Raw genomic sequence first — 14,662 nt, 5'->3', positions numbered from 1 at the left:
GGCTGATGCCCTTGCCCGGCAATCCCAATTTCATGGCCGGCGTGCCCGAGCTGGTGGTGCTGCGTCTTTTGCGGGACCGCGAAATGTATGGTTACGAAATCGTCCAGGCGATCCGCGAGCAGAGCGGCGAGGTGCTCAGCGTCGGCGAAGGCGTGATCTATCCGGTGCTGCACGCGCTGGAAAAGGACGGCGCCCTCAAATCGCGGCGCAAAACCGTCGGCGGCCGCAGCCGCGTCTATTACACGGTGACCCCGAAAGGCCTGAAGCGTTTCGAAGTCCTGGCCGGCGACTGGAGCACGCTGGCGGCCGCCATCCGCGCGGTTCTGAATGGAGGCCAGCATGTCCCGGCCGTTTGACACACTGACGGAGCGCCTGCTCAGAACCGGCGTGGCGCCGCGCCATGTCCGCCGCTATAGGCGCGAACTCGAGGAACACCTCGACGATCTCTTGACCCTGCAGAAGGAGCGCGGCTATGACGGCGAAGATGCGATGCTGCGCGCCCGCGCTCTGCTCGGCTCCGACGACGAACTGATCGAGGCGATGGCCGACCGGCGCGAATTCCGTTCGCTGGCGGCGCGGGCACCGTGGCTGGTATTCGGCGTCATTCCGCCGGCGCTCGTCGTTCTCTTGCTGGCCGGCGAAGGTCTGATGATGCTGGCCGTGTGGGCGATGCTGCCGGGCTATCACCCCGCGCCGCCGGAATGGCTGCATCAGTTCGCGACGACGTGGGGCACGCTCGCCAATCTGGCGGCCGGTCCGCTCGCGGCGGTGTTTCTCACCGTAGTGGCGGTCAACCAGCGGGCGCCGTGGCGCTGGCCGCTGTTCGCCGTTTGCTTCACCGCCTTGTTCAGCGCCTTCACGGTGTTCGTGGTGCGCCTGCCCCGCCACGGCAAGCTCGGCGAGATCGGTTTGGGTTGGGGTGCCCAAAGCGCCACCTTGTGGGAAAATTTCGCCCGCTTCGGCCTGACCATGACGGTGGTGCTCGCTGCCTTTGTGCTGCTGCGCCGCCAGATCCGGGCGACCGCCTGAAGCCGTATGCGCGCGATTTCTCAACGGCTGACCGGCGCCGTCCTGGTCGCGGCGCTGCACGTGCCGGTGATCTTGGGCCTCCTATACGTCAATCTGGCTCCCGGTGTGCGGCAGTGGATTGGCGAAACGCCGCGCGAAACCATGGTGGTTTTGCCGCCGCTGCCGCAGCCGAAAACGTCGACCGCGCCGATCAAAGGCGAACTGCGCAACGGCGCAGCCACCGTTACCGTGCCGAGCGATCTCAAGCTTCCTTTTGCCACCGCGGTTCCGCCCGCGTCGGCTCCAGCGCTGGGATTGCCGCTGTTCGCCTGTGCGCCGGAGAATCTGCGCAATCTCTCCCGCGACGAACGGGAAAAATGCCTGAAACTGGCGGACGGGCGCTACGTCGCGATGAAAGACGGACTGCCGAAATATGTGAAGCTGCCGGGTCCCGAATGGAAGGGTTTGCGCAACAGCGATATCCGCGCCCGCGAACGCAATACTGCCGATCCGTGCCTCGCCGCCAAAGCCACCGGGACCGACTGCATCCACGAAATACTGTTCGGCAAAGGCCTGTGGTAACCGGCTATTGCACCTTGAGAACCGTCAGGCCGCCGTCGCGGTAAAGCACCGGGAACCGGGTTTCATACGCAGACTTCGGAATCGGCGCCTTGTACGGCGGCAGGCCGATGCCTTTGACCTTGGCGAGCGCCGGGAACGTGCGCACCGCCCATCGCCTCAGCGCGTATTTGGGCGGATTGCGATCGGGTTCCCAATCGGCCCGCTCGTCCACCACGAGGTACTTCACATGCGCCGCGATGAGTTGTGCCCGCTGGACGGCGAGATTACGGCGGTCGAGCGTATCGGTCAGCGGCGGACGGATCTGACGCGAGATCGCCGCCACCACCACCGGCTTGCCGTGACAGGTCTGCTGGAACATGGCGACATCGCCGGCGGTCTCGATCGGCAGATTGAGAACGCCGAAGCCCGCTTCGCGATCGGCGGCGATGACCGCAAGTCCCTGCGGACAGCGCGCGTCGGTAAAATCGAAATGGACCGGCGCGAAATCGGCGACGATCAACACAACAACACCCGCCAGCGCCGCCTTGCCCCATGGCTTGGTGCGCCATTTCTCCGCCAGCAGCGCCAGCCCGTAAGCGACGCCGACACTGAGGAACAGATAGACGATCACCATGGCACGGCCCGGCGTGCGCACTTGGCTGAAGAACGGCAGATGGTTCGGCACGATGCCGGGGATCGGGATCAGAGTGTCGTAGCCGAACGCGTGAATGCAGTCGCCCATCGCCAGAACCGCGAACACCGCCATCGCCCAGAACACGTAATTCGCCAGCCGGTCGGTCTTCCGGCGCCGCCACAGCAGGGCCATCACCGCGATATTGACGAGACCGAGATAGGCCGCACCCTCGAAGGTGTTGTTGCTGGTCCAAGTCTGTAGCCGGGTCCAGAACGGCGCCGACCAGGCGGCAAAGACGTGGCTCGGCGGGAAGGCGACGAAGGCTTCCACATCGGCGACAAAGGCATCGGTGCCGCCGGGATGCTCGACCCCGCCCGACGACAGCAGCATCGGCACGATCAGGGGCGAAACCAGGAGCCCCATGCCGGCGACGGTCAGAAGTGGCGCCCTGATCTGCCAGCCGGCGAGGCGCTGCTTGTCGTGCCAGCGCACATAAGCGGTGTGGAAGAGGACAAAATAGAGGCCGTAAAACAGATAATACCAGCAGCTGAGCGCCGCCAATGCGCCCGACACAGCAGCAACGATCAGCCAGCGCGTGCTCTTGCGGTCGACCGCATTGAGGTAGGCGAGCACGAACAGCGGCACGAATTCGATATGCGTGACGTGGGCGTGATGGCCGAGCTGAGCCACATGCCAGGGGCTGAAGGCGAAGAGGAAGCCGCCGATCAGCGCCGCCCAGTCATGCGGCACGAAGCGGCGCACCAGATAAAAGGCACTGAGGCCCGCCAGCGGGAAGCTCGCCAGCAGCGCCGCATTGTTGAGCACGATCAGGGTTTCGCGGTCGTTCCCCAGCCATTGCGCCAGCCCTGCTACAGCCGCGACATGGGGGTAAGAGAAGGAATGAAACAGCAGCGACGTGCCGCCGGGAAAGCGCAACGCGTCGGTATGAAAGAAATCGCCGAGACCGGTGTGGGCGGCGTGCCAGACGTTCCAGAAATCCTGCAGATTGTTCTCGGGCGAGCCAATCAGCACCGACCCGAACTGGACGAGCCACGGCTGAAACAAGATCAGCGCGGCAAGCGTGTAGAACGCGAACGCCACCACCGGCCGCAAAGCGGCTTTCCAATTTGTGCGCACCAGCACCCCCTCATTTGCCGGCAGGACCGGCGCGCCGGTCTTGTCAATCCGGCTTTGCCTTCGGCTACGCCGCAACGGATCGGGCTTCGCTGAGCCGCGACGAGCCCACCGCCGCCGAAACCCGTTATTTCCCGCCGAGCTGCGCTTTGACCATCGCGCCGGCTTTGCCGAAATCCATCGTGCCGGTGTAGCGCTCTTTCAGCGCCGCCATGACCTTGCCCATGTCTTTCAGCGAGGCGGCACCGGTCTCGGCCACCACGGCGGCAATCGCGGCTTTGGTCTCGGTCTCGTCGAGCTGGCGCGGCATGAATTCGTGCAGGATCGCGATCTCGTCTTTTTCCGCCTGCGCCAGTTCCGGGCGGCCGCCCTTTTCATAGAGCGCGATCGAGTCTTCTCTGGATTTGATGAGCTTGCCGAACAGGGCGAGGATCTCGTCGTCGGAAATGCCTTCGCGGCTTTCCTCGGTGCGGCCGGCGATGTCCTTGTCCTTGATGTTGGCCTGGATGAGCCTGAGCGTGCCCAAACGCTTCTGGTCGCGCGCTTTCATCGCCTCTTTGACGGCCGTGTTCAATTGATCGCGCAAACCCATGGCTTGTCTCCTTTTGCGGGATTCTAGGACAGGCGCCCTAGCGGCGAAAGCCTTGAATCGCCGCAAATTCTCCGGGGTTGACCACGCCCGCCCCCCTCCCTATTTTCCGGGAAATTCGAGGCATCCCATGACCGACACTCTTTCCGCCCCCTCCGCCCTTGCGGAGGCTCCATTTCCGCGCGCGAAACTGGTTCTGGCCGACGGTACCGTGTTCGAAGGCTATGGCTTCGGCGCCGCGGGCGAGGCGGTCGGCGAGGTCTGCTTCAACACCGCGATGACCGGCTACCAGGAGATCCTGTCGGACCCCTCCTATGCCGGGCAGATCGTCTGTTTCACCTTCCCCCATATCGGTATCGTCGGCGCCAATCACGAGGATATCGAATACGGCACGCCCCATGTGCGCGGCCTGATCGTGCGCGCCGATGCGGCGAACCCATCCAACTATCGCGCCCTGATGAGCCTCGATGCTTGGCTCAAGAAGCACAACATCCCGGCCATCGCCGGCATCGACACCCGGGCGCTGACCAGCCGCATCCGCGAAAACGGCATGCCGCACGGCGTCGTCGGGCGCGGCGAGACGGCGGCGCTCGCCGAAGCGGCGTGTGCGTTCCCCGGTCTGGTCGGTCTCGACCTGGCGAAGGAAGTCACTTCGCGCCAGATGTACAAGTGGGACGAGACGCCGTGGGAATGGAACAAAGGCTACGGCAAGCAGGAAAACCCAACCTTCCGTGCCGTGGTGCTCGATTACGGCGTCAAGCGCAACATCCTGCGCATGCTGGCCGGGCTCGGCGCCGATATCACGGTGCTACCGGCGCAATCGTCGCTGGAAGACGTGCTGCGCTACGAGCCGCACGGCGTGGTGCTGTCGAACGGCCCCGGCGATCCGGCGGCGACCGGCGAATACGCGATTCCGGTGATCAAAGGCCTGATCGACAAAGGCCTGCCGGTGTTCGGCATCTGCCTCGGCCATCAGATGCTGGGGCTCGCGCTCGGCGGCAAGACCAAGAAGATGCCGCAAGGCCATCACGGCGCCAACCATCCGGTGAAGGACCTCGAGACCGGCAAGGTCGAGATCGTGTCGATGAACCACGGTTTCACGGTGGACGCCGACACCCTGCCGGCGAGCGTCAAGCAGACCCACGTGTCGTTGTTCGACGGCTCCAACTGCGGCATCCGCCTCGAAGGTGCGCCGGTGTTCAGCGTGCAGTACCACCCTGAAGCCTCGCCCGGCCCGATGGACTCGCACTATCTGTTCGTGCGCTTTGCCGAAGCGGCGAAGGCAAGGGTGTAGTCAAGCTTGTCATCCCCGACGAGCGGAGGCGGCAGAGCGAAGATCGGGACCCAGGTCTCAGAACCTGGGCAATGGCAACGAATACGATTTATCGCGACTTCAGCATCAGAGGCGCACCACCACCTGGGTCCCCTTTCCCTACGCTGCTACGCAGCTCCGGCCAGGGATGACAGCATGGTTAGTTCGCGCGTTTGAAATCGCAAATTGCGATATCAAGCTGATCAGCGCTTCAGTTCGATCACGTCGAAGGTCGATTCCTGCACCGGATAGGGCAGCTCCAATCGGGCGCGGCCGTCATAGGTGAGGCTCAACAAGCCGATCTGGTCGTCGGGCGTTTGCGCGGCGCCGGCAGAGGCCCCCGTGCCGGAATAGGCAGGCGGCTTTTCGTTGGCGCCGTTGTAGTGAACATACGAGGCGCCGAGATACACGTACCCGCCGGCATCGGGATAAAGCCAGCCAGAGGTGCGCTGGCTGCCGCCGAGCTTTTCGAAGAACAGGCGTCCGCCGCGGTCGCTGATCCGGCAGGTGAACCAGCTATAGACGACCGCCGGGGTCACGCCGCCGAGTTTCATGGTGCGGCACTTCCAAGTGCCGGCGATGCGGCCCGACGAAACCGGCCCGGCCTGCATGATCGACCGGATCGCGGCGAGATCGGACGGCTTGGCGCTGGCCGCTTCCGTCAGCCCCTTGGCGCGGGCTTCGGTGAGCTGGCCAAGGCGCTCGGCATCGGCCGGCGATGCATCCTCGCGCCAGCCTGCAACCGCAGCCGCGCTCAGGATCAGCAGCGTTGCAGCCGCTGCGAAATCAGCCTTCCGGACCCTCATCGGATTTGCCCCCTTCGGCCGCCCACTGTTCGAGGTACGAGGCCGGCGGCACGCCCATCACGTTATACCCGGCATCGACATAATGCACTTCGCCGGTCACCCCCGCCGACAATCCGGAAAGAAGGTAAAGAGCGGAGCCGCCGAGATGGTCGAGTTCGATGGTCTTCTTCAGCGGGGTCAGGCCTTTGATCCACTTGAACATGGTGCGCCCGCCGCCCACGGCGGATCCGGCCAGAGTGCGGATCGGACCGGCACTGATGGCGTTGACCCGGATACCGTCGGCACCGAGATCGGCCGCCAGATAACGCACCGAGGCTTCCAGCGCCGCCTTGGCCACGCCCATCACATTGTAGGACGGCATCACCTGTTTGGCGCCGAGATAGGAGAGCGTGATCATCGCGCCCTCGCGGCCGGCCATCAGGCGCGCGGCGCGCTGGGCGACGGCGGTGAAGGAGTAGCACGACACGCTCAGCGTCTTGGCGAAGTTGGCGCGGGAGGTATCGACGTAACGGCCCTTGAGCTCGTTGCGATCGGAAAACGCGATGGCATGAACGAGAAAGTCGATCGCCCCCCACTGCTTGCCGATTTCGGCGAACGCGGTGTCGAGCTGGGCGTCGTCTTCGACATCAGCGGGCAACAGGATGGTGGCGCCGATCGAAGCCGCCAGCGGCTTGAGGCGTTTCAGCTGGGCGTCGCCTTGATAGGTGAAGGCGATTTCGGCGCCGTGAGCGGCCAGGGCTTTGGCAATGCCCCAGGCGATGGAATGGTCGTTCGCCACGCCCATCACCACACCGCGCTTGCCGGCCATCAATTTGGGTTCGTTTGTCATTTTCCAGTTCTACCAGATACGGCCCTCGCGCTAGAACGCGACGAAATTGCAGTTAATCGAGGCCGTCGGGCCCGGATATCGACACACGGAAAGACCATACCGGACTGGAAAATCTATCTTTTCCAATCCGGCACCCGGTCAGTTAAACGCCTCCGCATCGGCGCGTGAAAAATTCTTAAATCCGCTCGAACACCAGCGTCGCGTTGGTGCCGCCAAAGCCGAAGCTGTTGGACAGAACACGCTCGAGCTTGGCGTTGTCGACACGGGACCGCACGATCGGAACGTCCGCAAACTCGGGATCGACTTCCGCGATATTGGCGCTTTCGGCGATGAACCCGGCCTGCTGCTGCAGAATGGAATAGATCGCCTCCTGGGCACCGGCCGCGCCGAGCGAATGGCCGGTCAGCGACTTGGTGGAATTGATCGGCGGGAACTTGTCGCCGAACACCTCGCGCGCCGCCTTGATCTCGGCAGCATCGCCCACGGAGGTCGAAGTGCCGTGGGCGTTGATGTAATCGATCGGGCCTTTGACGGTCGAGAGCGCCTGCTGCATGCAGCGCATCGCGCCTTCGCCCGAGGGCGCCACCATGTCGTGGCCGTCGCTGGTGGCGCCGTAGCCGACCAGTTCGCAATAAATCTTGGCGCCGCGCGCCTTGGCGTGTTCGAGCTCTTCCAGCACCAGCACGCCGCCGCCGCCCGCGATCACGAAGCCGTCGCGATCCTTATCGAACGCGCGCGAGGCCTTTTCCGGCGTCTCGTTGTACTTGGACGACATCGCGCCCATGGCGTCGAACAGGGCAGCAAGTGTCCAGTCGAGTTCTTCGGCACCGCCGGCGAACATCACGTCCTGCTTGCCCCACTGGATCATTTCGGCGGCATTGCCGATGCAATGGGCGCTGGTCGCGCAGGCCGACGAAATCGAATAATTGACGCCCTTGATCTTGAACCAGGTCGACAGCACCGCCGAGCAGGTCGACGACATGCACTTCGGCACCGCGAACGGGCCGATCTTCTTGGGGCCGGTGGCTTCGGCGATCTTGTCGGCGGCGAACAGTGTCTTGGTCGAGGGGCCGCCGGAACCGACGATGAGGCCGGTCTTGGGGTTGATGATGTCCTTTTCCTCGAGACCGGAATCCTTCAGTGCCTGATCCATGGCGATGAAAGCATAGGCCGCCGTGTCGCCCATGAAGCGGCGGGCGCGGCGGTCGATCAGCGCCTCGATGTCGACTTTCACCGGACCGGCGACCTGCGCCTTGAAGCCCATGTCGCGATGCGGCTCGAACAGCCTCAGACCCGAGTGCGCGGTGCGCAGACTTTCGGTGACCTCCGCGGCGTTGTTGCCGATGGACGAAACAATCCCAAGCCCCGTGACGACGACACGCCTCATGGCGGTGTTCCTCTCAAATGCAAAATCCGGAACGCTTTTACAGGGTGCGTGCGGCACCGGAAACCGGACCGCACGCCCATAACGCAGATGCCACTGTCAAGCCGCTTGCAGCGTTCAGGCCGGCGCGGCTTCCTGGAACAGGCCGACGCGCAGATCCTTGGCTTCGTAGATGACTTTGCCGTCGACCTTCATGATGCCGTCGGCGATCCCCATCACGAGGCGGCGCATGATGACGCGCTTGAAGTCGATGGTGTAGCTGATCAGCTTGTTGGTGGGCAGCACCATGCCGGAGAACTTCACTTCGCCGACACCGAGCGCGCGGCCCTTGCCGGCGCCGCCGGCCCAGCCGAGGAAGAATCCAACCAACTGCCACATCGCATCGAGACCGAGGCAACCGGGCATCACCGGGTCGTTCTCGAAATGGCATTTGAAAAACCAAAGATCGGGACGCACTTCCATCTCGGCTTCGATTTCGCCCTTCTCGTGCGTACCGCCTTGGTCGGTGATCTTGGTAATGCGATCGAACATCAGCATCGGCGGCATCGGCAGACGCGCATTGCCCAGGCCGAACAGTTCGCCCTTGGCACACGCAATCAGACCCGCCAAATCGAAGCTCGACCGACGCGCGGGGCTCTTTTGATCCACTTTTTCCATGTCTCTCAACAGCTTATGTCCAGTTCCCTACGTGTGGGCACCTGCGACGATTTCTACGTTAGAACTATTCTAACGACTAGCGTACTATGCTCTCAAGAATGCCCTTGACGAGCGACATCCCGGTCATAGCCCGGACCGTGCGGAAAGGCGAGAAAGAATCGAAGACGTAAGAGGACCGTACGGTCCGGTCAGTCAAAAGGAAGTCCTTATGCGTAAAAGATTGCGTGATGCGACGAACGAATCTGCCGTAACGCGCTTGCGAGCCGCGGGCCTGCGCCCGACCCGGCAGCGCAATGAACTGGCCGACCTGTTGTTCCACGACGGACATCGGCACCTCACCGCCGAAACCCTGCACGCCGAAGCCGTCAATCGCGGCATTCGCGTGTCGTTGGCGACCGTCTACAACACGCTGCACCAGTTCACCAACGCCGGTCTCCTGCGCCAAGTCATGGTGGATGCGACGCGTTCCTATTTCGATACCAATGTCACCGAGCACCAGCACTTCTACTACGAAGATGACGGCATGCTGTCGGACATTCCGGGCTCGGAAGAGATCGCCGTCTCCAAGCTGCCCGACGCGCCCGAAGGCACCCAGGTGAGCCGCGTCGACGTGGTTGTGCGTCTCAAGCGGAACTGACAGGGCTTCCCGTCAGTGCTTTACGCGCGGAACCTTTCCGGGCGTTTTGCCGCTTGCGAAAGCGTCCCATTTCGGACAACCCTCCGCCCCGCGCGGAGGGTTTTTCTATGCTCGCCTTGATGATCATCGACGTGCAGCAAGCCATGTTCGGCGCGGAAGAGCCGTTTCGCGGCGACACAGTTGTAACCACGATTGCCGATCTGATCGCGCGGGCGCGCGCCGCCAAGGTGCCGGTGTTCTTCGTCCAGCATGACGGCGGACCGGGCGATGCGTTCGACAAGAACAGTCCCGGCTTCGCCTTCCATCCCGCGGTGGCACCAAAGCCCGGCGATCCCGTCACGATCAAGCGCCGCAACAGCGGCTTCTACGACACCGATCTCGATGCCAAACTGAAGGCGGCCGATATCGATGCGCTGGTGATCTGCGGCATGCAGACCGAATACTGCGTCGACGCCACGGTGCGATCGGCGTTCGAACGCGGTTATCGCGTCACCATCGCAGCCGACGCGCATACGACCTTCGACAGCGAAATCCTGCCCGCCGCCACCATCATCGCCCACACCGAGCACATCTGGAACGGCCGCTACGCCCGGCTGAAACAGGCCAGCGAGATCGCGTTCGGGTGAAAAGCCTCGATCTTACCGGGCTTAAATGTCCGCTGCCGGCACTCATGACCAAGCGGGCCCTGCGCCGGGAGCCGTCCGGAACGATTCTCGAAGTGATCGCCGACGATCCGCTGGCCTATATCGATATTCCGCACATGTGCCGCCGCGAGGGCTTCGAGGTGATCGAAACCCAGCGCAACGGCGACGGCGTGCGATTACTGGTGCGCCGGAATTGATGGCGGATGCGCCATCGGTCCGATGTGATCGAGCACGTCCTGCGCATTCATCGCCCGCGGCTCGTTCTTGGCCTGATCGTCGGTGAGGAGCACGATTTCCGCATAGGCCTCATACGAGGTGATCGGGCGGCTGGTTTCCATGCCGCCGCCAGCGCCCCAGCCGGGGCCATACGGCCAACTGTGCCAATACCAGCCGCGGCCGCGCCAGCCCGGCCAGCCGACGAAATCGCTTTGATAGGTGGTCTGGGCTTCGGTATCGCGGGTATCGAACACGAACCAGCGATAGCCCGACTTGAGCGACACCTCGGCGGCACGCAGGAGGAGATAGCTCTCCACCGTTTCGCGCCGGGTCGCCGAATTGCCAGTGAAGGTCACGCGCCAGCGATTGTGGGCGAGCTGCTCGTCGGTATAGCCGGTGTTCGAGCCCGGCGTGCGCGGCTGATAGGTCGCCGGTGTCTGGCAGGCGGCCAGCAGCAGGATGGCACCAAGCGCGACCGATACCTTTGCAAACTTCGCCATTCTCGCCTCCCGAGGCGTATTTTGACTCCCTCGGCCCATCTTAACCCTTTGAGGGAACTTTCGTTCCTGAATCTTTGCCCATTTTTCCGGATTTCCGTGGGATGCGTGGCAATCCGCCACTTGCTAACTGACCGGTCAGTAATTTATATTGCAGGCCATGGACACACATGCCCCCCAACGCCATCTCCGCAGCTGGCAGCGCCGCAAGCAGGCCCGCCCCGGAGAAATCCTCGAGTCCGCGCTCGCCGTGTTTGCCGAGAAAGGATTCGCCGCCGCCCGCATGGAAGACATCGCCGCCCGCGCCGGTGTCACCAAAGGCACGATCTATCTCTACTTCCCGTCGAAGGAAGAGGTGTTCAAGTCGCTGGCGCGCGAACATGTCAGCCGGAGCCTGCTCTTCGCCACCGAACAGGCCGAAAAATTCGAAGGCACGGTGTTCGACTTCCTCCGCCACTTCTACGCCGGTTTCATGGGCCTGGTGCTGAACAGCGACGTCGCCGTCCTGCCCAAGATCATCATCGGCGAAGCCGGCAATTTCCCCGAATTGGCGCGGTTCTGGCGCGAAGAGGTGATCGAAAAGGCGACCGGCATGATGTCGGGCGTCTTCACCAGGGCGATTGCCCGCGGCGAAATCCGCGACCTGCCGGCGGAGCTTGTCGCCAAGCTGGCGATGGCGCCGATCCTGATGTGCCTGGTCTGGCGCACCACGTTCGAGAAGACGTCGGATCGCGCCTTCGACTACGATGCCTTTCTCGCCACCCATTGCGACGTGTTCTTCAAGGGTCTTGCCCCCGAAGGATCTGCCTCATGAACCTCAAGCCGCTCGGACTTGCGCTCCTTCTGGTTCTCGCCGGCTGCGAGAAGCCGCATCAGGGCCAATGGCTCGGCTATGCCGAGGGCGATACCGCCTTCGTCGCCGCCCCGCTCGCGGGCTGGGTCACCGACGTCAAAGTCAAGCGCGGCGACTGGGTCAAGAAGGGCGACTTGTTGTTCGTGCTCGACAACACCAGCCAGACCGCATCGCGCGATCAGGCTTTGGCGCAGATTGCCCAGGCGCAAAGCCAGCGCGCATCTGCCGAAGCAAGCCTCGATCTCGCCAAGCGCCAGCTCGATCGCCAGAAGGGTTTGATGCAAAGCGTGGCGACCTCGAAACAGGCCTACGATCAGGCCAAATCGGCTTACGACGCCGCAGTGGCGCAAGTGGCGGCGATCGATGCGCAGGAAGCGCAAGCCAAAGCCACGCTGTCCAGTGCCGCCTATCAACTTTCCCAGCGCCAGGTCGTGTCCCTAACCACCGGTCGGGTGCAGGACGTTTACTTCCGCCAAGGCGAATACGCGCCCGCGATGACCACGGTGGTCTCGGTGCTGCCGCCGGACAACGTCTATGTCCGCTTCTTCGTGCCGGAGAACCAGTTCGCCCGCATCAAGCTCGGCCAGAAGGTGAAAGTGCATTGCGATTCGTGCGGCGACGGCTTGGTCGCCACCATCGCCTTCATCGCCTCGAGCCAGGAATACACGCCGCCGGTGATCTTCTCGAACCAGAGCCGCAACCAGCTCGTGTTCAAGGTCGAAGCGCGCGCCGAAGGCGGATTGAAGCTCAATCCGGGGCAGCCGGTCGACGTCGACCCGCTTTAAGGAGCCCGCGGTGAACTACGCCATCAACGTCAAGGGTCTGACCAAGCGCTTCGGCAAAAAAGTCGCCGTGAATAACGTCGACATCGCGGTACCCGAAGGCGAGGTGTGGGGGTTCCTGGGACCGAACGGCTCCGGCAAGACCACCACCATCCGCATGCTGTGCGGCCTGCTGAAAGCCGACGCCGGCGAAGGCACCTGCCTCGGTTACGACTTCCGCACCCAGTCGGAAGAGATCAAGCGCGAGACCGGTTACATGACCCAGAAGTTTTCCTTCTGGGAAGACCTCTCGATCCGCGAAAACCTCGAATTCGTGGCGCGCGTCTACGGCCTGCCGAAAAAGCGCAAGCTGGTCGACGACACGTTGGAAAAACTCGGCCTGGTGTCGCGCCAGAAGCAGCTCGCCGGTGAGCTCTCGGGCGGCTGGAAGCAGCGCATGGCGCTCGCCGCCTGCATGCTGCACTCCCCGCGCCTGTTGCTGCTCGACGAACCCACCGCCGGCGTCGATCCCAAAGCGCGGCGCGATTTCTGGACCGAAATCCACAAGCTGTCGGGCGCAGGCATCACCGTGCTGGTCTCCACCCATTACATGGACGAAGCCGAGCGCTGCGATCAGATCGTGTTCATTTCCTACGGCGACAAGGTCGCGCAAGGCCCGGTGATGAAGATCATCGAAGACTCCGGCCTTATCACCTTCACCATCGAAGGCGAGCGCGCCCGCGCCTTGGCCGACGAGTTGCGCGGCAAGCCTGGTGTCGAATTCGTCGCCTTCTTCGGCGCCATGCTGCATGTGTCGGGCTATGACCGCGCCCTCTTGGAAGCGACGCTGGCGCCTTATCGCGGCGATCCGGCGCTGACCATTTCCGAAACCCATCCCAGCCTGGAAGACGTCTTCATCCAGCTCCAGGACCGCGCGGCGCGAGGCGCGTCATGAACGGCTATCGCTTCACGCTGCACCGCTTCTTCGCCGTGCTGATGAAAGAAATGATCCAGATGCGGCGGGACCGCATGACGCTGGGTCTGCTGATCGGCATTCCGGTGATGCAGCTCTTCATCTTCGGCTATGCCATCAACATGGTACCGCGCCATCTCGCCACCGTGGTGTCGGTGGCCGATCCGGGGCCGTTCTCCGATTCCATCGTCGCGGCGCTGAACAATTCGAGCTATTTCGACATCGTCAAAGCGACCAACTCCCCGGCCGAAGCGCGCCGCATGTTAGCCAGGGGCGATGCCTCGTTCGCCGTCGAAATCCCGGTGAATTTCAGCCGCGATCTCATCCGCGGCGCCAAACCCAATCTGCTGGTCGAAGCGGATGCCACCGATCCGGCCGCCGGGTCTTATGCCCTCGCCGCCATTCCCAATCTCGCCGTCACCGCGATGCGCGACGATCTGGTCGGACCTTTGGCACCGCTCGCCGCCAAGCCGGCCGCATTCAACGTCGTGGTGCACAATCTCTACAATCCGGAAAACATCACCCAGTACAACATCGTGCCCGGTTTGCTCGGTGTCATTCTGACCCTCACCATGGTGCTGGCGACGGCGATTGCGCTGACCCGCGAGCGCGAGCGCGGCACGTATGAAAACCTGCTCGCCATGCCGACGCGGCCGGTCGAAATCATGGTCGGCAAGATCACGCCCAACATCTTCGTCGGCGCCTTTCAGGCGATGCTGATCCTGCTGCTGGCCCGGTTCGTGTTCCATGTGCCGTTCATCGGATCGCTCAGCCTTCTGGCCGCCACCTCGGCTCTGTTCATCACCGCCCTGCTCGGGGTCGGCTACACCATCTCGACGGTGGCGCGGAACCAGATGCAGGCGATGCAGATGACGTTCTTCTTCCTGTTGCCGTCGATCATGCTGTCGGGCTTCATCTTCCCGTTCCGCGGCATGCCGGGCTGGGCGCAATGGATCGGCGAGGTGCTGCCGATCACCCATTTCCTGCGCATCGTCCGCGGCATCCTTCTCAAGGGCAACGGAACCTTCGAGGTCTGGCCCGAGGTCTGGCCGATGATTCTCTTTTTGTTCGCCGCCGGGACCGTCGCCATCACCCGGTTCCGCCGCACCCTGGACTGATAATTGTTGCCGGGGTGCGCGGTTTGCCGCAGAACGCAAGACGCGGGAA

The 14,662-nt window shown here is 63.3% G+C and carries 18 protein-coding genes; 11 read left to right on the top strand and 7 right to left on the bottom strand.

From position 1 onward, the window contains the following. The first annotated feature begins 5 nt into the window (after positions 1-5). Genes FHS84_RS13570 through FHS84_RS13560 form a run of 3 tightly spaced genes read left to right on the top strand, consistent with a single transcriptional unit; the run spans position 6 to position 1,590 of the window. On the top strand, positions 6-356 hold the full coding sequence (locus tag FHS84_RS13570; protein ID WP_166935164.1) for a PadR family transcriptional regulator: 351 nt from the start codon (positions 6-8) through the stop codon (positions 354-356). Further along, positions 340-1,029, top strand: a complete 690-nt coding sequence (locus FHS84_RS13565) for a hypothetical protein (RefSeq protein WP_166935162.1) — start codon at positions 340-342, stop codon at positions 1,027-1,029. The genes FHS84_RS13570 and FHS84_RS13565 overlap by 17 nt, the downstream gene beginning before the upstream one ends. A gap of 6 nt (positions 1,030-1,035) precedes the next feature. After that, a complete protein-coding gene (locus tag FHS84_RS13560) occupies positions 1,036-1,590 on the top strand; it encodes a hypothetical protein (protein ID WP_166935160.1) in 555 nt (184 codons plus the stop codon). Positions 1,591-1,594: 4 nt separating this feature from the next. On the opposite strand, the gene FHS84_RS13555 is transcribed toward FHS84_RS13560, so the two are convergent. Together FHS84_RS13555 and FHS84_RS13550 are read right to left on the bottom strand one after the other, a co-directional pair. Beyond that, positions 1,595-3,340, bottom strand: a complete 1,746-nt coding sequence (locus FHS84_RS13555; protein ID WP_166935158.1) for a DUF6311 domain-containing protein — start codon at positions 3,338-3,340, stop codon at positions 1,595-1,597. A 124-nt stretch (positions 3,341-3,464) separates the two neighbouring features. Then, positions 3,465-3,929, bottom strand: coding sequence for a GatB/YqeY domain-containing protein (locus FHS84_RS13550; protein WP_166935156.1), 465 nt, complete (start codon positions 3,927-3,929; stop codon positions 3,465-3,467). A 127-nt stretch (positions 3,930-4,056) separates the two neighbouring features. Between FHS84_RS13550 and carA the strand changes: the two genes are divergently transcribed. Next, the gene (gene carA / locus FHS84_RS13545) at positions 4,057-5,220 is read left to right on the top strand and encodes a glutamine-hydrolyzing carbamoyl-phosphate synthase small subunit (RefSeq protein WP_166935154.1); all 1,164 of its coding nucleotides are present in this window, start codon (positions 4,057-4,059) and stop codon (positions 5,218-5,220) included. A gap of 221 nt (positions 5,221-5,441) precedes the next feature. Here carA and FHS84_RS13540 read toward each other — a convergent pair whose 3' ends face one another. The 4 genes from FHS84_RS13540 to fabA all read right to left on the bottom strand — a co-directional run bounded on the left by FHS84_RS13540 (position 5,442) and on the right by fabA (position 8,914). Further along, positions 5,442-6,044 carry a DUF4893 domain-containing protein gene (locus tag FHS84_RS13540; protein WP_166935144.1) on the bottom strand — a complete coding sequence of 201 codons (603 nt, stop codon included), beginning with the start codon at positions 6,042-6,044 and terminating at the stop codon, positions 5,442-5,444. Beyond that, a complete protein-coding gene (locus tag FHS84_RS13535; RefSeq protein ID WP_166935142.1) occupies positions 6,025-6,873 on the bottom strand; it encodes an SDR family oxidoreductase in 849 nt (282 codons plus the stop codon). The genes FHS84_RS13540 and FHS84_RS13535 overlap by 20 nt, the downstream gene beginning before the upstream one ends. Positions 6,874-7,048: 175 nt before the next feature. Beyond that, positions 7,049-8,260, bottom strand: coding sequence for a beta-ketoacyl-ACP synthase I (fabB, locus tag FHS84_RS13530; protein WP_166935140.1), 1,212 nt, complete (start codon positions 8,258-8,260; stop codon positions 7,049-7,051). Positions 8,261-8,374: 114 nt separating this feature from the next. After that, positions 8,375-8,914, bottom strand: coding sequence for a 3-hydroxyacyl-[acyl-carrier-protein] dehydratase FabA (gene fabA / locus FHS84_RS13525; RefSeq protein ID WP_166935425.1), 540 nt, complete (start codon positions 8,912-8,914; stop codon positions 8,375-8,377). Between the two features lie 208 nt (positions 8,915-9,122). Here fabA and irrA point away from each other — a divergent pair, with 208 nt between their 5' ends. From irrA to FHS84_RS13510, 3 genes are all read left to right on the top strand, one after another. Beyond that, a complete protein-coding gene (gene irrA, locus FHS84_RS13520; protein WP_166935138.1) occupies positions 9,123-9,551 on the top strand; it encodes an iron response transcriptional regulator IrrA in 429 nt (142 codons plus the stop codon). 107 nt (positions 9,552-9,658) lie between these two features. Then, complete coding sequence (locus FHS84_RS13515; RefSeq protein WP_166935136.1) at positions 9,659-10,177, top strand: cysteine hydrolase family protein; 519 nt, start codon at positions 9,659-9,661, stop codon at positions 10,175-10,177. 44 nt (positions 10,178-10,221) lie between these two features. After that, the gene (locus tag FHS84_RS13510) at positions 10,222-10,392 is read left to right on the top strand and encodes a sulfurtransferase TusA family protein (RefSeq protein WP_243851016.1); all 171 of its coding nucleotides are present in this window, start codon (positions 10,222-10,224) and stop codon (positions 10,390-10,392) included. Here FHS84_RS13510 and FHS84_RS13505 read toward each other — a convergent pair. Next, positions 10,372-10,911, bottom strand: a complete 540-nt coding sequence (locus FHS84_RS13505) for a CC0125/CC1285 family lipoprotein (protein ID WP_166935132.1) — start codon at positions 10,909-10,911, stop codon at positions 10,372-10,374. The genes FHS84_RS13510 and FHS84_RS13505 overlap by 21 nt on opposite strands. A gap of 157 nt (positions 10,912-11,068) precedes the next feature. Here FHS84_RS13505 and FHS84_RS13500 point away from each other — a divergent pair, with 157 nt between their 5' ends. Genes FHS84_RS13500 through FHS84_RS13485 form a run of 4 tightly spaced genes read left to right on the top strand, consistent with a single transcriptional unit; the run spans position 11,069 to position 14,613 of the window. Continuing rightward, the gene (locus tag FHS84_RS13500; protein WP_166935130.1) at positions 11,069-11,722 is read left to right on the top strand and encodes a TetR/AcrR family transcriptional regulator; all 654 of its coding nucleotides are present in this window, start codon (positions 11,069-11,071) and stop codon (positions 11,720-11,722) included. Beyond that, the gene (locus tag FHS84_RS13495; RefSeq protein ID WP_166935128.1) at positions 11,719-12,546 is read left to right on the top strand and encodes an HlyD family secretion protein; all 828 of its coding nucleotides are present in this window, start codon (positions 11,719-11,721) and stop codon (positions 12,544-12,546) included. The genes FHS84_RS13500 and FHS84_RS13495 overlap by 4 nt, the downstream gene beginning before the upstream one ends. A gap of 10 nt (positions 12,547-12,556) precedes the next feature. Continuing rightward, positions 12,557-13,477 carry an ATP-binding cassette domain-containing protein gene (locus FHS84_RS13490; protein ID WP_166935126.1) on the top strand — a complete coding sequence of 307 codons (921 nt, stop codon included), beginning with the start codon at positions 12,557-12,559 and terminating at the stop codon, positions 13,475-13,477. Then, positions 13,474-14,613, top strand: coding sequence for an ABC transporter permease (locus FHS84_RS13485; RefSeq protein WP_166935123.1), 1,140 nt, complete (start codon positions 13,474-13,476; stop codon positions 14,611-14,613). The genes FHS84_RS13490 and FHS84_RS13485 overlap by 4 nt, the downstream gene beginning before the upstream one ends. The last annotated feature ends 49 nt before the right edge of the window (positions 14,614-14,662 follow it).

Origin of the sequence: Rhizomicrobium electricum (assembly GCF_011762045.1) — a bacterium.
In the GTDB taxonomy this organism is placed as follows: domain Bacteria; phylum Pseudomonadota; class Alphaproteobacteria; order Micropepsales; family Micropepsaceae; genus Rhizomicrobium; species Rhizomicrobium electricum.
The sequence above is the reverse complement of the archived record's forward strand: the minus strand, read 5'-3'. Positions and strand labels throughout refer to the sequence as shown.

What these genes read in the sequence shown, in the direction of transcription:
- FHS84_RS13550 (WP_166935156.1), bottom strand. Translation starts at nt 3,929, where the DNA reads ATGGGTTTGCGCGATCAATTGAACACGGCCGTCAAAGAGGCGATGAAA.
- FHS84_RS13510 (WP_243851016.1), top strand. Translation starts at nt 10,222, where the DNA reads ATGACCAAGCGGGCCCTGCGCCGGGAGCCGTCCGGAACGATTCTCGAA.
- fabB (WP_166935140.1), bottom strand. Translation starts at nt 8,260, where the DNA reads ATGAGGCGTGTCGTCGTCACGGGGCTTGGGATTGTTTCGTCCATCGGC.
- FHS84_RS13505 (WP_166935132.1), bottom strand. Translation starts at nt 10,911, where the DNA reads ATGGCGAAGTTTGCAAAGGTATCGGTCGCGCTTGGTGCCATCCTGCTG.
- FHS84_RS13570 (WP_166935164.1), top strand. Translation starts at nt 6, where the DNA reads ATGCCCTTGCCCGGCAATCCCAATTTCATGGCCGGCGTGCCCGAGCTG.
- FHS84_RS13560 (WP_166935160.1), top strand. Translation starts at nt 1,036, where the DNA reads ATGCGCGCGATTTCTCAACGGCTGACCGGCGCCGTCCTGGTCGCGGCG.
- FHS84_RS13540 (WP_166935144.1), bottom strand. Translation starts at nt 6,044, where the DNA reads ATGAGGGTCCGGAAGGCTGATTTCGCAGCGGCTGCAACGCTGCTGATC.
- fabA (WP_166935425.1), bottom strand. Translation starts at nt 8,914, where the DNA reads ATGGAAAAAGTGGATCAAAAGAGCCCCGCGCGTCGGTCGAGCTTCGAT.
- irrA (WP_166935138.1), top strand. Translation starts at nt 9,123, where the DNA reads ATGCGTAAAAGATTGCGTGATGCGACGAACGAATCTGCCGTAACGCGC.
- FHS84_RS13495 (WP_166935128.1), top strand. Translation starts at nt 11,719, where the DNA reads ATGAACCTCAAGCCGCTCGGACTTGCGCTCCTTCTGGTTCTCGCCGGC.
- FHS84_RS13500 (WP_166935130.1), top strand. Translation starts at nt 11,069, where the DNA reads ATGGACACACATGCCCCCCAACGCCATCTCCGCAGCTGGCAGCGCCGC.
- FHS84_RS13565 (WP_166935162.1), top strand. Translation starts at nt 340, where the DNA reads ATGTCCCGGCCGTTTGACACACTGACGGAGCGCCTGCTCAGAACCGGC.
- FHS84_RS13515 (WP_166935136.1), top strand. Translation starts at nt 9,659, where the DNA reads ATGCTCGCCTTGATGATCATCGACGTGCAGCAAGCCATGTTCGGCGCG.
- FHS84_RS13485 (WP_166935123.1), top strand. Translation starts at nt 13,474, where the DNA reads ATGAACGGCTATCGCTTCACGCTGCACCGCTTCTTCGCCGTGCTGATG.
- carA (WP_166935154.1), top strand. Translation starts at nt 4,057, where the DNA reads ATGACCGACACTCTTTCCGCCCCCTCCGCCCTTGCGGAGGCTCCATTT.
- FHS84_RS13535 (WP_166935142.1), bottom strand. Translation starts at nt 6,873, where the DNA reads ATGACAAACGAACCCAAATTGATGGCCGGCAAGCGCGGTGTGGTGATG.